This is a genomic window from Streptomyces sp. NPDC091280 (assembly GCF_044768565.1).
Classification (GTDB): Bacteria; Actinomycetota; Actinomycetes; order Streptomycetales; family Streptomycetaceae; genus Streptomyces.
In genome coordinates this window covers 287,790-303,073 of sequence record NZ_JBIVUZ010000002.1, presented here as the reverse complement: position 1 = coordinate 303,073, position 15,284 = coordinate 287,790, and the positions used below count along the sequence as shown (strand labels likewise).

13 protein-coding genes are annotated in these 15,284 nt (G+C 72.0%); 6 read left to right on the top strand and 7 right to left on the bottom strand.

Going from position 1 to position 15,284, the window contains the following annotated elements; translation table 11 throughout:
* Positions 1–9 precede the first annotated feature (9 nt).
* Together ACIQPR_RS07950 and ACIQPR_RS07945 are read right to left on the bottom strand one after the other, a co-directional pair.
* Complete coding sequence (locus tag ACIQPR_RS07950) at positions 10–1,653, bottom strand: ABC-F family ATP-binding cassette domain-containing protein (protein ID WP_403643655.1); 1,644 nt, start codon at positions 1,651–1,653, stop codon at positions 10–12.
* 48 nt (positions 1,654–1,701) lie between these two features.
* Positions 1,702–2,727 carry an oxidoreductase gene (locus ACIQPR_RS07945; protein WP_403644746.1) on the bottom strand — a complete coding sequence of 342 codons (1,026 nt, stop codon included), beginning with the start codon at positions 2,725–2,727 and terminating at the stop codon, positions 1,702–1,704.
* 84 nt (positions 2,728–2,811) lie between these two features.
* Between ACIQPR_RS07945 and ACIQPR_RS07940 the strand changes: the two genes are divergently transcribed.
* A complete protein-coding gene (locus ACIQPR_RS07940; protein WP_403643653.1) occupies positions 2,812–3,771 on the top strand; it encodes an NAD(P)/FAD-dependent oxidoreductase in 960 nt (319 codons plus the stop codon).
* Between the two features lie 93 nt (positions 3,772–3,864).
* Here ACIQPR_RS07940 and ACIQPR_RS07935 read toward each other — a convergent pair whose 3' ends face one another.
* On the bottom strand, positions 3,865–5,814 hold the full coding sequence (locus tag ACIQPR_RS07935; RefSeq protein WP_403643651.1) for a Xaa-Pro dipeptidyl-peptidase: 1,950 nt from the start codon (positions 5,812–5,814) through the stop codon (positions 3,865–3,867).
* Positions 5,815–6,102: 288 nt separating this feature from the next.
* On the opposite strand from ACIQPR_RS07935, the gene ACIQPR_RS07930 reads away from it, so the two are divergent.
* A complete protein-coding gene (locus ACIQPR_RS07930) occupies positions 6,103–7,596 on the top strand; it encodes a M1 family metallopeptidase (RefSeq protein WP_403643648.1) in 1,494 nt (497 codons plus the stop codon).
* A 52-nt stretch (positions 7,597–7,648) separates the two neighbouring features.
* Here the strand turns inward: ACIQPR_RS07930 and ACIQPR_RS07925 are convergent, their stop codons facing one another.
* Entirely contained in the window at positions 7,649–8,593 is a 945-nt protein-coding gene (locus ACIQPR_RS07925) for a PfkB family carbohydrate kinase (RefSeq protein ID WP_403643646.1), read from the bottom strand.
* A 109-nt stretch (positions 8,594–8,702) separates the two neighbouring features.
* Positions 8,703–9,182, bottom strand: coding sequence for an Appr-1-p processing protein (locus tag ACIQPR_RS07920; protein ID WP_403643643.1), 480 nt, complete (start codon positions 9,180–9,182; stop codon positions 8,703–8,705).
* Positions 9,183–9,291: 109 nt separating this feature from the next.
* Between ACIQPR_RS07920 and ACIQPR_RS07915 the strand changes: the two genes are divergently transcribed.
* Positions 9,292–10,005, top strand: a complete 714-nt coding sequence (locus ACIQPR_RS07915; RefSeq protein WP_403643640.1) for a MerR family transcriptional regulator — start codon at positions 9,292–9,294, stop codon at positions 10,003–10,005.
* On the opposite strand, the gene ACIQPR_RS07910 is transcribed toward ACIQPR_RS07915, so the two are convergent.
* Positions 9,982–10,707 carry an SDR family NAD(P)-dependent oxidoreductase gene (locus ACIQPR_RS07910; protein WP_403643637.1) on the bottom strand — a complete coding sequence of 242 codons (726 nt, stop codon included), beginning with the start codon at positions 10,705–10,707 and terminating at the stop codon, positions 9,982–9,984. The genes ACIQPR_RS07915 and ACIQPR_RS07910 overlap by 24 nt on opposite strands.
* Positions 10,708–10,844: 137 nt before the next feature.
* Between ACIQPR_RS07910 and ACIQPR_RS07905 the strand changes: the two genes are divergently transcribed.
* The 3 genes from ACIQPR_RS07905 to ACIQPR_RS07895 all read left to right on the top strand — a co-directional run bounded on the left by ACIQPR_RS07905 (position 10,845) and on the right by ACIQPR_RS07895 (position 14,542).
* On the top strand, positions 10,845–11,903 hold the full coding sequence (locus ACIQPR_RS07905; protein ID WP_403643634.1) for an ABC transporter permease: 1,059 nt from the start codon (positions 10,845–10,847) through the stop codon (positions 11,901–11,903).
* Positions 11,904–12,003: 100 nt separating this feature from the next.
* Positions 12,004–13,068, top strand: coding sequence for a sugar ABC transporter substrate-binding protein (locus ACIQPR_RS07900; protein WP_403643631.1), 1,065 nt, complete (start codon positions 12,004–12,006; stop codon positions 13,066–13,068).
* A 1-nt stretch (position 13,069) separates the two neighbouring features.
* Positions 13,070–14,542, top strand: coding sequence for a sugar ABC transporter ATP-binding protein (locus ACIQPR_RS07895; protein WP_403643628.1), 1,473 nt, complete (start codon positions 13,070–13,072; stop codon positions 14,540–14,542).
* On the opposite strand, the gene ACIQPR_RS07890 is transcribed toward ACIQPR_RS07895, so the two are convergent.
* A complete protein-coding gene (locus ACIQPR_RS07890; RefSeq protein WP_403643626.1) occupies positions 14,534–15,274 on the bottom strand; it encodes an IclR family transcriptional regulator in 741 nt (246 codons plus the stop codon). The two genes, ACIQPR_RS07895 and ACIQPR_RS07890, sit on opposite strands and share 9 nt — an antisense overlap.
* Positions 15,275–15,284 lie beyond the last annotated feature (10 nt).

Here is a 15,284-nt window from a genome sequence, read left to right as displayed (position 1 = left end):
ACGCGGAGTTCACCGTTGCTCCGTCACCTTGCCGTCCGCCACCTCCAGGCGCCGGGTCACATGGACCGCGTCCAGCATCCGCCGGTCGTGCGTGACCAGCAGCAGCGTGCCCTCGTAGGCGTCGAGTGCCGACTCCAGCTGCTCGATGGCCGGCAGGTCCAGGTGGTTCGTCGGCTCGTCCAGGACCAGGAGGTTGACGCCCCGGCCCTGGAGCAGCGCCAGGGCCGAGCGGGTGCGCTCACCCGGTGACAGGGTGCCGGCCGGACGCGTCACGTGGTGCGCCTTGAGGCCGAACTTCGCGAGCAGCGTGCGGACTTCGGCCGGCTCGGTGTCCGGGACGGCCGCGCAGAACGCGTCGAGCAGCGACTCCGTGCCGTGGAACAACTGCCGCGCCTGGTCGACCTCGCCCACCAGGACGCCCGAGCCGAGCGTGGCGGCCCCCGAGTCCAGCGGGATCCGGCCAAGCAGCGCGGCGAGCAGCGTCGACTTGCCCGCGCCGTTCGCGCCGGTCACCGCGACCCGGTCCGCCCAGTCGATCTGGAGGGACACCGGCCCGAAGCTGAAGTCGCCGCGCCGTACCTCGGCGTCCCGCAGGGTCGCGACGACCGAGCCGGAGCGGGGCGCGGAGGCGATCTCCATGCGCAGCTCCCACTCCTTGCGGGGCTCCTCGACGACTTCGAGGCGTTCGATCATGCGCTGGGTCTGCCGGGCCTTCGCGGCCTGCTTCTCGCTGGCCTCGCTGCGGAACTTGCGGCCGATCTTGTCGTTGTCGTTGCTCGCCTTGCGGCGGGCGTTCTTGACGCCCTTGTCCATCCAGCCGCGCTGCATCTGGGCGCGGTCCTGGAGGGCGGCGCGCTTGTCGGCGTACTCCTCGAAGTCGTCGCGGGCGTGCCGGCGGGCCACCTCGCGCTCCTCCAGGTAGGCCTCGTAGCCGCCGCCGTAGAGGTTGACCTGGTTCTGGGCCAGGTCGAGTTCGAGGACCTTGGTGACGGTGCGGGTGAGGAACTCGCGGTCGTGGGAGACGACGACCGTGCCGGCGCGCAGGCCGGAGACGAAGCGTTCGAGGCGTTCCAGGCCGTCGAGGTCCAGGTCGTTGGTGGGCTCGTCGAGGAGGAAGACGTCGTAGCGGGAGAGGAGGAGGGAGGCCAGGCCCGCTCGGGCCGCCTGGCCGCCGGAGAGGGAGGTCATCGGCTGGTCGAGGTCGATGGAGAGGCCGAGGGTGTCGGCGATCTCCTCGGCCCGTTCGTCGAGGTCGGCGCCGCCGAGGTCGAGCCAGCGCTCCAGGCTCGCGGAGTAGGCGTCGTCGGCGCCGGGCGCTCCGTCGACCAGGGCCTGGGTGGCCTCGTCCATCGTGCGCTGGGCCTCGGCGACACCGGTGCGGCGCGCCAGGAACGCCCGCACGCTCTCGTCCGCGTGCCGCTCCGGCTCCTGCGGAAGGTGTCCCACGGTCGCGGTCGGCGGGGAGAGGCGCAGTTCGCCCTCCTCCGGTGCGAGCAGTCCGGCAAGCAGCTTCAGGAGGGTGGACTTGCCGGCGCCGTTGGCACCGACGAGGCCGATCACGTCGCCGGGGGCGACGACGAGGTCGAGCCCGGTGAACAGGGCGCGGTCGCCGTGTCCGGCGGCGAGATTCTTGGCGACGAGAGTGGCAGTCATCAGACCGCCGATCCTAATCGGTCCCCTTCCCCGGCCGCGCCGCGCGGTTCAGCGCGCCATCGCCGCCACCAGCACGCTCCCCGTGGTGCGGGCCACCACGAAGGACTCGCCCTTCACGGCTGCGGTGTCGAGGGCGATGCGGTGGCGGCCCGGTTCCAGGACTCCGTCGAAGACGTCCCGGGTGTGGCTGCGGTGCAGCCGGTCGAGGCGGTACGCCGTGACGCGCACCCGGCACGGGGAGGTGACCTCTACGTCGGCCTCGCCGCCGGCGGCGACCAGGCGGGTCAGCCGGTGCTGCTCCGACGGGCGCCGGTCCAGGGCGTGTTCGATCTGGGCGACGAGGAGCGGGACGACGGGGGCGAGTCCGTCGACGTAGGCGGCCTCGACTCCCGCACGGTCGAACGCGGCCCGTACGGCGGCCCGTTGATCCTCGGTGACGGCCCGGCCGAAGGCCACGGCGCGGTAGCCGCGGAGTTCGTCGGCGGGGACGTGGGTCGCGTCGCCGGTGATGTCGGCGCCGATGCCGATGGCGCGCAGGGCGGCGGCGAGCTTGTTGAGGACGGCGACGCGGGCGCCGACCAGGAGGACCCGGCGGGCGCCGGCCGGGGGCTCGGTGCCGTCGATGAGGGAGCCGAGGGCCGCGCGGTACTCGGTACCGGCGAAGCGGAAGGGCCCCATGCCGTGGTAGCCGTCGCGCTCCAGGTCGGCGTGCTCGCCGGTCTGCCAGGCGAAGTCGCGCCAGAGGTAGTCGCTGCCGTCCCGTTCGATGACGGCGGTGACGGCGCCGCAGGCCAGGTCCGCGCACTCGGGGCAGCCGTAGATGATGTGGCGTCCGTCCGGCAGCGGTGCGTCGGCCTCCAGGAGGAGGCTGCGGACCTGGGCGGTGAAGATCGCGGGCGGGATGTCGGAGGCGAGCGGGGAGACGGCGTCCAGGTCGGCGAGCTGGAAGAGCAGCGGGCGGCCGTCGACGAGGAAGTCGACGAAGTCGCGGTGCGCCTGGTGGCCGCCGCCCGCGAGGACGTCACCGGCGCGCATCGCCGGTGCCAGGCCGAAGGCCGCGTACGCGGCGGGCAGCGCGTGTTCGGCAGACATGCTGTGAGTATCCCCAGCGCGGTGGCGATGTCAGCACGGCATGGGGCGTTCCGCTACGGTCCGCGCATGGAGAGCGGTGTGAGGGACGAAGTCATCGTGGTCGGCGGGGGCGTCATCGGACTGACGACGGCCGTCGTGCTGGCCGAGAGCGGTGTACGGGTCCGGGTGTGGACGCGGGACGGCGTCGAGCTGACGACCTCGGCGGTCGCGGGCGCGCTGTGGTGGCCGTACCGGATCGAGCCGGAGGCGCTCGTCGGCGAGTGGGCGCTCCAATCGCTGGGTGTGTACGAGGAGTTGGCGGCGCGGCCCGAGGAGACGGGCGTACGCATGGTCGAGGGTGTACAGGGCGGGACCCGGCTGGACGAACTGGGGCCGTGGGCGCGCCGGGTGCCGGGGCTGCGGGCGGCGCGGGCCGGGGAGTACGGGGGCGACGGGCTGTGGGGGCGGCTGCCCCTGATCGACATGTCGGCCCATCTGCCGTGGCTGCGGGACCGGTTCCTGCGGGCGGGCGGGACGGTCGAGGAGGTATCGGTCACGGACCTCACCGGGGTACCGGCGCCCGTCGTGGTCAACTGCACCGGCCTGGCCTCCCTGGACCTGGTCCCCGACCCTTCGATGCGGCCGGTGCGCGGTCAGCTGGTCGTGGTGGAGAACCCGGGCATCACCACCTGGTTCACGGCGGCCGAGCACGCGTCGGACACGTCCACGTACTTCTTCCCGCAGCCGTTCGGCCTGATCCTGGGCGGCACCGCCGACGACGACGTCTGGTCGACGGAGCCCGACCCCGCGACCGCCGAGGCGATCGTCGCCCGCTGCGCGGCGGTCCGCCCGGAGATCGCCACCGCCCGGGTCCTGGCCCACCGCGTGGGCCTGCGCCCGGCCCGGCCCGCCGTCCGGCTGGAACGTCAAGTACTGCCGGACGGAAGGGTGTTGGTGCACAACTACGGTCACGGCGGGGCGGGCATCACAGTGGCCTGGGGGTGCGCGCGAGAAGCGGCGGACCTGGTGCGGACCGGCCGGGACTGAGGTGCGGGACGGCGGCGCGCAGCGGCGCCGCCGTCCCGTTCCCGGATTCCCGGAGTCCAGGATTTCCGGAGTCCTGGATTTCCGGAGGGTTGATCAGTTGCCCGGGACCCGCTGTGCGGCGCGCGGTGACCGTACGCCGGTGAGCGGGTCGGTGGCGGAGGCCGCCGACTTGGTGCCCGCGGTGGCCTTCGCGAACGCCGACGCGCCGCCGACGAGCGGGAGTTGGGCCGAGGTGCGGGACAGGGTCAGGGTGAGGGTCGGAGTGGTGGACGGGGGGTCGATGAGGTCCTTGTCGGTGCCCGCGACGATCAGGGCGAGACGGTGGCCGGCCGGGACGACGTGGTCGGTCGCCGCCAGGTCGAGCGTGATCGTGTACGCCTTGCCGGGGGTGAGCGGTACGCCCTTGGTGGCGGAGGCGTAGTGGCCGAGGTCGGCCCAGCCGCGGCTGAACACGTTGTAGTCGACTGCCGTGGTCCTGGCCCGGGTTGCCAGGAAGCAGGCGCTGTCACCGGCCGTGCTCTCGCCCCAGCAGGTGCGGTTCGTGAGCGTGGTGATGCCCTCGGCCGAGTCGGCGTAGTCGCGGATGGTGTCGGGGCCCAGGTCGACCAGGACGGCGGAGAGATGGGCCGTGGCGGTGGTGGGTGTCGCCGTGATCGTCACCTTGGAGGAGCCGGAGAGCCGCAGGTCCTTCTTGAGCGGGCCGGTGACGAACCCCGCCTTGTCCGCCGTCGACCTGTCGATCGCGGCGGCCCAGTCGGTTTCGCTCTCCCGCGGGTCGTCCGTGAACTTCTCGGTCCCGGTGCCCTTGCCCAGGCCGAGCGTGCCCACGCCGGCCGCGGTGCCCTGCGCCGGGTGGAGGGTGGTGGCCGCGGTGCCGCTCGGCGGCCAGACCTTGGACGTCTCCCACTGGTCGGGGTGACGTTCGACGTCGGCCATCGGCTGGCGGTCGATCCCGTTGTCGTAGCCGAGGAGTTCGTGGTCGAACCAGCGGTGCAGGGTGTCGACCCAGGCGTCGCGGCGGTAGTCGAAGGGGTCGACGTGGCCGGTCTGGGAGAGCCAGATCTTGCGCTCGACGCCGTTCTTGGCGAGGGCGTCCCACCACTGGCCGAAGTTCTTGGTGCGGACGTTGAGGTCCTGCATCCCGTGCACGAGGAACACGCTGGCCCTGACCTTGGCGGCGTCCTTCACGTAGTCGCGCTCGGTCCAGAAGGGGGTCCAGTCACCGGTGCGCGGTGCCCCGTCGACGATCTTCTGCTGGACGGCGGCGCACTTGGCCTGCGCGTCGGGGCTCTCGACGGCGTCGGACAGCCAGTCGGGGCCGGAGTCGTAGAGCGGGGCGCCCTTGGCGAAGTAGTAGTCGTACCAGGAGGAGATGGCGCTGATCGGGACGATGGTCTTCAGCCCCTTGACGCCGGTGGCGGCGACGCCGTTGGCGATGGTGCCGTCCCAGCTCTTGCCGATCATCCCGGTCCTGCCGTTGGTCCAGCTCGCCCGCGCGGTGACCGTTCCGGTGCGGGTGGTGTAGGCCTTGGCGCGGCCGTTGAGCCAGTCGACGACGGCCTTCGCGGACTGGATGTCGGAACGGCCGCCGACGTCGACGCAGCCGTCGGAGCGGTTGGTGCCGGCGAGGTCGACGCCGACGAAGGCGTAGCCGCGCGGGACGAAGTAGTTGTCGTAGAACAGCGGCATCTGGACAACGTTGCCGCTCGCGTCGTAGGTCTTCAGCTGGCTCTCGTTGCCGCGTCCGCAGCAGGAGTAGTAGGGGCTGGCGTCCATGATGACGGGCACTTTGCGGCCCTGGCGGGCGGGTTCGCTCGGCCGGACGATGTCGACGGCGACCCGGTCGGTCTTCCCGTCGCCGTCGCCGTCGAGTCCGGTGTCCACCCAGACGGCCTCGCGGATGGCGTTCGCGTAGGAGTAGACGGGTTGGCTTTCCTGCGGGGCGCTCTGGGCCACTGCCGGGGTGAGGAAGGCGGCCAGGAGGGCGGCGGTCGCCGCCGTCGCGAGCGATCTCCAGATCGTGAAGCGCGTGCGTTTCGGCATGCGCGGACGGTACATCGGTCAACTCCCGTGCTGGAAGAGGCACTCGGAGTCATGTCGGCCGAATGGCGATCGTGTGACAGGAGGTGCCGTGGACAGGCGCGGTCGCACAGGGACTGAATAGCCTTCGAACAGACTGAGGACAGGACGACCCCTTCGCCCCAGAGACACCACGGCACCACGGCACCACGGCTCTACCGCTCTACCGCACCACAGCTCTACGGCACTTCGACCTTCGTGGACCCCCACGGCTCCCCGGCCTCCGGCGGAGCCCTACGACTTGGAGTTCTCGTGCACCGCAGAATCATCGCGCCGGGAGCGCTCGCGGCGGCCTCCCTGCTGCTGGCGATCCCAGCCTCGGCGGCCGGCTACTCCCCCGGCGCTCCGGGGATCGGCGACCCCTACTACCCGGCCTACGGCAACGGCGGCTACGACGTCTCGCACTACGACCTCAGGCTGCAATACCAGCCCGCCACCGACGAGTTGTCGGGTACGGCGACCATCCTCGCCAAAACCACGCAGGACCTGTCGCGGTTCGACCTGGACTTCCTCCTCGATGTCAGCGAGGTGCGGGTGAACGGCGCGAAGGCGACCTTCGCGACCTCCGGCCAGCACGAGCTGGAGATCACCCCGAAGACCCCGCTGCCGAGCGGCACACCGATCACGGTCGTGGTCCGCTACAGCGGGGTGCCGTCCACGAAGAGCGCCTACGGGTTCAACACCTGGCACCGCACCCCGGACGGCGCGGTCGCGGCGGACGAGCCCGAGTCGGCGTGGTGGTGGTTCCCGAGCAACGACCACCCCAGCGACAAGGCGACCTACGACGTGTCGGTGGCCGTGCCGAACGGCACCCAGGCGATCTCCAACGGCACGCTCCAGTCGACGAGTTCACAGCTCGGCTGGACCCGCTACAACTGGCGGCAGAACAAGCCGCAGGCCACCTATCTGGCCACGCTCGCCATCGGCAGGTTCGACATCACGACCAGTACCTCGGAGGGCGGGGTCCCGGTCCTCAACGCCTACAGCAAGGACCTCGGCGACAACGACGGGTCCGCGCGGGCGAGCGTGGAACGGACCGGGGAGATCGTCGACTGGCTCAGCGGCTACTTCGGGCCGTACCCCTTCAGCAGCGCCGGCGGGTACGTCCCCAACACGACCACCGGGTACGCGCTGGAGACCCAGACGCGCGTCTACTACAGCCAGAAGCAGTTCGCGAACGGCGCCAACACCTCGGTCGTCGTACACGAGTTGGCCCACCAATGGTACGGCGACGACGTGTCGCTGAAGGGCTGGAAGGACATCTGGATCAACGAGGGCTTCGCGCGCTACGCGCAGTGGCTGTGGTCCGAGCACGAGGGCGAGGGCACCACGCAACAGCTCGCCGACTACGTCTACGCCTCGCACCCGGCCGACGACCCGTTCTGGACGATCGCGCCCGGCGACCCCGGCCCGGACAACCAGTTCGAACTGCCGGTCTACGACCGCGGCGCGCTGGCCATCCAGGCACTGCGCAACGAGATCGGCGACGACGCGTTCTTCGCCGTCCTCAAGGGCTGGCCCCAGGAGCACGCGTACGGCAACGCGTCGGTCCAGGACTTCCAGAAGTACGCCGAGCAGGTGTCCGGGAAGTCCCTGTCGGCGCTCTTCGACACCTGGCTGTTCCAGCCGTCGAAGCCCGCGGCCCCGGCGGCCCGCACGGCGTCCATCGCGAGGTCGTCGACGGCTCCGGTCCAGCCGAGGTCGTGGAAGAGGATCGCCGCGACGAACGACGTGCACGGGGGCTGACGGCGGCACGGCCGTGGTACGGCTGCGGTGCGGCTGCGCTACGGCCGTGGGGCTAGCTCGGCGCGCCGAGCGCGGCGGCCTCCAATTCCTCAGCCCCTGCGAGGAGTTCATGGCGACCGATGGGATCGACGTCCGTCGACGGTACGGTGCAGGCGTGGGCCCCGGCGACCGCGCCGTAGCGGGCGCAGCGCAGCGGAGGCTGTCCGTCGAGCCAGCCGAAGAGGAAGGCGGCGGCGAAGGCGTCGCCCGCGCCGTTGGAGTCGACCACCGGCTTCGGCGGTGACACGGCCGGTATGCGGGTCAGTTCGCCGTCGGCGAGCAGATAGGCGCCCCGCGCACCGGCCGTGGCGATCACCAGCCGGGCCCGGCCGCGCTCGGCGATGCCCCGCACGGCGTGTTCGGGGGTGGCGGTCAGCGCGGTGGTGGACAGGAAGACGATGTCCGCGGCGCGGGCGAACTCCTCCTGGTAGGCGCTCTCGCCGTCCCAGTCGTGCAGGTCCGTCGAGATCGTCGCCCCGGCCTCGCGCAGCGCGGGCAGGGCGTGGGCGCAAGGCTGCGTGATGGAGACATGCGCGTGACGGCTCGCCCCGGCAAGGGCGCGGACCGTGGTGTCGGGCAGCCGGTCGTCGGGGTGGGCGCGGGTCGCGTCGTAGAGGGAGAGGCGGCGGCCGTCCGGGCCCACGAGGTTGACCGCGCGCTTGGTGCCGGCGGGCTGCGGGACGTCGGTGAGCGGGATGCCGTGGTCGCGGTGGAACGCGCGGACCAGGTCGCCCTCGGGGTCGGCGCCGAGCATGTCGAGATGGTGGGTGCGCAGTCCGAGCGCGCTCAGCCCGAGCGCCACGAAGTCGCCGGTCTGGCCGGCGCGGGTGCGGATGCCGGGGTCGATCAGGTAGCTGTCGGCGTACGGGAGCGGCAGTTCGGGGACGTGGACGACGGTGTCCACACCGGCACCGCCCAGGACGAGGACGTCGATGTCCATGCCGCTGCCTCGGCTCATGCCTCACACCCTTCCGTCCGTTTGCGCAAGATTCTGCAACTCCTTTCAGTCGAGGGCAAGTTGATTCGGCGGCCCGGACCTGGTGGCGGTATCGGCCTTCGTGCCGGTATCAGCCGTCGTGGTCGTAGACCGTCACCGTGATCCCCCGCCGCGCCAGCCGCTCGGTGACGAGTGGTTCGACCCGGGACCACTTGCCGCCCGCGAGGCCGCAGCCGATGCGGGGCATGTGCACGGACGCGCCGAGCTCCGCCGCGCGATCGGCCAGCAGTGCCAGGGCCGTGTCGATCGCCTCGTAGCGCACGGGGACGCCCTTGCCGCCCCTGCGTATCCCCCGCTGACCGATCATGTTGGCGACCCACACATGACGCTCGACCCGCACGAACTGCACCGCGCCCAGCCCGAAGTCGTTGCCCGCGCGGCCTCGGTGCCAGGCGCGGTACTCCTTCTCCGGCTCCGGCCAGCGGCGCGACACGGCCAGCACGAAGCCCTTTCCCCAGCCCCCGATGTCGTTGCAGACATGCGCGATCACCTTGACGCCCTTGACGGACGGAACGGTCGCGTCACCCCGGACATAGTTGATCTCCCCCATGTCACCCACCGTAGACGGCGGCACTGACAACGGCCCTGGCACCGGCACCGGCCCGGCGCCGCCCCGCCGGTGGTTTCACGGCATCGGTGGGGCAGCGATACTGCTGCGCATGACGACCGACGCCGGGGAGCCCTCGTTCACGATCGACGAACTGGCCGCGCGGGCCGGCACCACGGTGCGTACGGTCCGGTTCTACAGCACCAAGGGACTGCTGCCGCCGCCGGTGATCGGAGCCCGGCGGGTCGGGCACTACGGGGCGGAGCATCTGTCCCGGCTGGCGTTGATCGAGGAATTGCAGCATCAGGGCATGACGCTGGCGGCGATCGAGCGGTATGTGGGGCAGCTGCCGCCGGACCTCAGCGCGCACGACCTCGCGATCCACCGGGCGGTGGTGGCGTCCTGGGCGCCGGAGGGCACGGAGACCCTGGACCGGCGGGAGCTGGAGCGGCGGGCGGGCCGGTCGCTGACCGAGGAGGACGTGGAGCGTCTCGTCGCGATGAACGTGGTCGCCCTCGACGGCGCCGCGTACCGCGTCGACTCCGGGCTGCTGCGGCTCGGGGTGCGGTTGCTCGACGTGCCGTTCTCGCAGGAGGCGATCCTCGCCGCGCGCAACGTCCTGATCGAGCACTCCCGTGCGGCGGCGCACGAGCTGTCGCGGCTGCTGCGCGCGGAGGTCTCCCAACGGGCCGCGCAGGACGTGAAGTCGCTGTCCGCGCACATGCAACCCCTCGTGGTGCAGGCCCTGCTGACGGCGTTTCAGCGCTCGCTGCGGGAGGAGCTTCAGCAGTGGCTCGGCGCCTCACAAGTAGGCGGATCCTCCTGACACGTTGAGGGTCTGACCGGTCAGGAAGCCGCTGCCCTCGTCGACCACGTACAGCAGGGTGGAGACCAGGTCGGACGGCTCCTGGGTGCGGGGCACCACCTGCTGGCCGCGGACGTGCTCGAAGCCGCCGTCGGCGCCGACCGTCCGTTCGGCGGTCGCGGTGCGCACCATGCTGGGCGCGATGGCGTTGACGGTGATGTCGTGGGGTCCGAGCGCCGCAGCGAGCGAGCGGGTGAAGCCGATCAGGCCCATCTTCGAGGCGACGTAGGGCACCATCGTGGGCGGTGCGGTCAGGACGGCCGCCGAGACGATGTTGACGATCCGGCCCCGGCCCGCGGCCTTCAGATACGGCAGGGCCGCGCGGGCCAGCAGGAACGGCGCGTCCAGGTTGACCCGCATGACCCGGCGCCACTCCTCGGGGGTGATCTCCTCGAAGGGGCGGGACGGGTAGACACCGGCGTTGTTGACCAGGACGTGCAGGGCGCCGACTTGGTCGACGAGGCGGTCCAACGCTGCCTGGATCTGCGCCTCTTCGGTGACGTCGCCGATCAACTCCACGTAGTCCGGGACCTTTTCGGCGGTCTCCGGCTGCGGGACCAGGTCGAGTCCGGCGACCCGGTAGCCGTGCCCGGCGAGCGCGACCGCGAACTCCTGCCCGAGGCCCCGCGCCGCTCCGGTCACCAGGGCGGTGCGCGTCTGCATGGGGCGAGTGTGCTGACCCGGCGGCCCTCCGGCAAGGGCCCATTCCACTCGCTGAAACGCCCTTGTTGCCGCTCCCGCCCGGTGGGCCCACCCTGCGTGACGACCCCAGCACCAGCCGCTTACGGGAGCCGTGCCCGATGACCGAGACCGAGCGTGCCGTGGACGACGCGGACGACGCCGAGCGCGCCCGCGAACAGGGCGGCGGGCAGGGCCTGTCGGAGCCCTTCTGGCGCCGGTCGGCTCCGTCGCCGCGCCGCTGGGTCCGGGACGAGTTCGGCGTGCTGCTCGTGCTGGGGCTCCTGATCGCCGGGATCGGCATCCCGTACCCGGACTTCCTGGACACGGACAACCTCCTGTCCACCGCCCACAATTCCGTCTACATCTCGCTGATGGCCTGCGGCATGGTCTTCGCGCTGTCGATGCGCGAGGTCGATCTCTCGGTCGGCGGCAGCTACGCGATGTGCCTGGTCGTCGGGGCGCTGCTGGTGCGGGACGGCACCCCGCCGTGGCTGGCGGTACCGGTGATCCTGGTCACCGGCATCGCGCTGGGTGTCTTCAACGCGCTGGTGACGACGCTGCTGGCGCTGCCGTCGTTCATCGTCACGCTGGGCACGCTGATGCTGTTCCGGGGGGTCGGGCTGGCGCTCGCGGACGGCAAGCAGATCACCGATCTCCCGCTGAACGACTCGTTCTTCACGGTCGCGGGCGGTGATCCGGGCGGGGTGCCGTTCGCTCTGTGGGTGCTGCTCGCGGTGATCGTCGTGCTGGCCGTCGTGCTGTCCCGGACGCGCTTCGGGGCCCGGGTGCGGGCGATCGGGTCCAACCCCGACGCCGCCGCGTTCAGCGGCATCCCGGTCGTCCGCACCCGTATCCAGGCGCTCGCCCTGTCCGGCCTCACCACGGCCTGCGCCGCCGCGCTGGCGCTCGCCTTCTACGGCGCCGGGGATCCGACGCTGGGCCAGGGCTACGAGTTGCAGGCCATCGCCGCGTGCATCATCGGCGGCACCCCGCTGGCCGGCGGCCGGGGCTCGGTGGTGGGCGCGGTGGCCGGGGCGATGATCCTGTCGGTCGTCGCCTCGGGTCTGGTGTTCTTCGAAGTGCCCATCAACTGGACGTCGTTCGCGACCGGCGCGGTGATCCTCGTCGCCGTCGCGGCCGACAGCGCGCTGCGCCGCACCGGACGTCGTCGCAGGTGAGATCTCCCGTCGTACCCGTCCGGTGCCGGTCCGGCTCCTCCCGGCCCAAGCCCCCGCCCCGATCCGACTCCCCCTGTGGTCCAGCCTTTTGGAGGCCGTGATGCACCCCCGTTCACGTACGTGGTCCGCGGCGCTCGGCGCCCTGGTCCTGCTGGCCACCGCGGGCTGCGGCAGCGGCGGCTCCGGTGGCAGCGGCGGCCGGCTGAAGATGGGGATCTCGGTCGCCAACATCTCCCTGAACTTCGCCCACGAGATGGTGCTCGGCGCGCAGAGCGCGGCGAGCCACGCGGGGAAGGTCGACTTCAAGGCCGTAGGACCGCCCAACACGGACGGCCCGGCGGAGGTGCAGCTGTTCCAGAACCTCACCGCCGTCGCCAAGGACGGCATCGTCCTGGAGAACCTCGACCCGCCGATCTTCACCCGGCCCGCCGCGCGCGCCGTCGGCCAGGGCATCCCGATCGTCGCCCTGGACACCTCCCCCACCGACGGCAGCAAGGTCGGCTTCTATGTGGGGAACGACAACTACGCGCTCGGCGAGCTGATGGCGAAGGAGGCCCTGAAGCGGCTCGGCACCGACCCGAAGGGGCAGATCGTCATCGGTGTGCCCAACCCGGGGACGCCGGTGCTCGACAACCGGGCCAAGGGCATTTCCGACACGTTCAAGAAGGAGGCGCCCGGCGTCAAGGTCCTCGGGCCGTTCCAGACGTACAGCGATCCGGGCCAGAACTACAGCGCCTGGTCGGCGCAGGTGAACGCGCACCCGGACGCGCTCGCGTTCCTCGGTGTCGGTGACGCCGACAGCTACAACCTGGCCAAGATCAAGAAGGCCGAGCACGGCAAGTGGCTCACGGCCGGCTTCGACGTCGACCCGAAGACCCTGGACGCGGTGAAGGACGGCTCCAACTTCGTCACCATCGACCCCCAGCACTTCCTCAAGGGCTATCTGTCGACGGCGATGCTGATCGAGGCCGTGCGCGACAAGAAGGGGAAACTGCCGAGCGGTTGGTTCCTCTCCCCCGGCGGAGTCGTCGACTCGTCGAACATCGACGACATCATCGCCCGGCAGAAGTCCGCGCAGGCGGCCTACGACTGGTACAAGCCGACGATCGACAAGCTGCTCGGCGACGAGGCGGCCAGCCTGAAACCGCTCAAGGACGCCCGCTGAGATGGCCCACGACGACATCCTCGTGGCGGAGGAACTGGTCAAGTCCTACGGCGGCGTACGGGCGTTGGACGGGGCGTCGATCCGGCTGCGCGGGGGTGAGGTGCACGCGCTGGTCGGTGAGAACGGTGCCGGGAAGTCGACGCTGGTGCGCATCCTGTCAGGGGTCCTGGGCGCGGACGGCGGGACCGTGCGGTCGGCCGGGGACACCCGGATCGCCGTCGTCTCCCAGGAGTTGAGCCTCTTCCCGGACCTCACCGTGCGCGAGAACCTCTTCCCGCAGCATCCGCCGCTGCGCCTGGGCCTGTTGGACCGGCGGGCGATGGACCGGGCGGCCCGCCCGGTCCTCTCGGAACTCGGCCTCGATGTGGACCCGCGCACCGAACTGGGCGAACTGTCGCTGGCCGACCAGCAGTTGACGGAGATCGCCCGCGCCCTGCTGCGCCGCCCGGGGCTGCTGATCCTCGACGAGCCCACGTCGGCGCTCCCGGCCGCCGCCGTCGACCGCCTGGAGCGCGTCCTGCGCGCGCTGACCGACCGGGGCATCGCCGTCCTGTACGTCTCCCACTTCCTGGACGAGGTGATGCGCTTCGCGCGGCGGGTGACGGCCCTTCGGGACGGGCGGGTCGTCCTGGCGGGCGTGGAGCGGGCCGAGGTCGACGTGCCCGAGCTGGTGTCGGCGATGCTGGGCGGCCGGCCGGAGCAACCGCCGCGCCGGCAGCGGTCGTTGGTGGACCGGCCGCCGCCCGTGGTGCTGTCCGGGGTGACCGTGCCCGGACGGCTGACCGACGTGACGTTCACCGTGCGGGCGGGCGAGGTGGTCGGGGTCGCGGGGCTGCAAGGCGCGGGCCATCTCGACGCGTTGGCCGTGGTGTGCGGGCGTACGGCGGTCGCCGGGGGCCGGGTGGACGTCGGCGGGCGGGGTCTGCCGCGCTCGCTGCGGGGCGCGGTGCGGGCGGGCGTGGCCTTCGTGCCGAGCGACCGCAAACGCTACGGGCTGATGGTGGACCGGACGGTGTGGGAGAACACCACGGCGGTCAGCTGGCTGGCGCTCGGCCGGGGCGGGATCGCCCCCGCCCGCTCCGAACTCGTCCGCCGCACCGTCGAGTTGACCGAGCGGCTGCGGCTGCGCGGCGGGCCCTACGACCCGGTCGCGCGACTGTCCGGCGGCAACCAGCAGAAGGTCGTCTTCGCCAAGTGGCTCGCGACCGACCCCAAGATCGTCGTCCTGGACGATCCGACCCGGGGTGTCGACGTCGGCGTACGCGCCGAGATGCACCGCATCGTGGGCGAGTTGGCGGCGGGCGGCGCGGCCGTCCTGCTCGCCTCGACCGACCTCGCGGAACTCACGGAGGTCTGCGACCGGGTGCTGGTGTTCGTGCGCGGCCGGGTCACCGAGGAGGTGCGCGGGGGGCAGCTCACCGAGCACGGGCTGGCGGTCGCGATGCAGCGGCCCGAGGTGGCCGCGTCAGACTGACAGGCTCCGGCTGATCGCCCGCGCCGCCGCGCACAGCCGGGCCCCGATGCGGTCCACGTCCAGGCGGCGGGTGCCGCCGGTGACGGAGATCGCGGCGATCGGGCGGGGGCCGCGGTCGGGGGCGTAGACGGGGGCCGCGACCGCCGAGATGCCGACCTCGGCCTCCTCCAGGTTGACGCCGTAGCCGCGGGCCCGGGTCAGGGCGAGGTCGCGGGCGAGCTGGCCGGGGAGGACCAGGGTGCGCGGGGTGAGGCGGGGCAGCGTGCGGTGCGGCGGGCGGGGGTCCTGGGCGAGGAAGACCTTGCCGGTGGCGGTGCAGTGGGCGGGCAGCCGGCCGCCGGTGCGGGAGACGATCGGGGTGGCGCGGCGGCCGGTGATCTTCTCCAGGAAGAGGGTGTCGGTGCCGTCCGGCACGGCGAGGTGCACGTTCTCGTGGGTGGCCTCGTGCAGATCGCCCAGGTAGGGCAGCGCCACGTCCCGCAACTCCCGTACGGACGGCGAGGACTGGCCGAGGACGAAGAGGGCCAGCCCGATGCGGTAGCTGCCGTCCGCGATGCGCTCGACCAGCCCGAGCCGGACGAGTTCGCCGATCAGCCGGTGCGCGGTCGGCTTGGGGAGGCCGGTGCGCACGGCGAGTTCGGCGAGGGAGAGCGCGGACTCGGCCTCGCCGCAGGCGCGGAGCAGTGACACCCCGCGCGCGAGCACCGACTTCGGCAGCGGCCCGTCCGTCATGGACCGATGG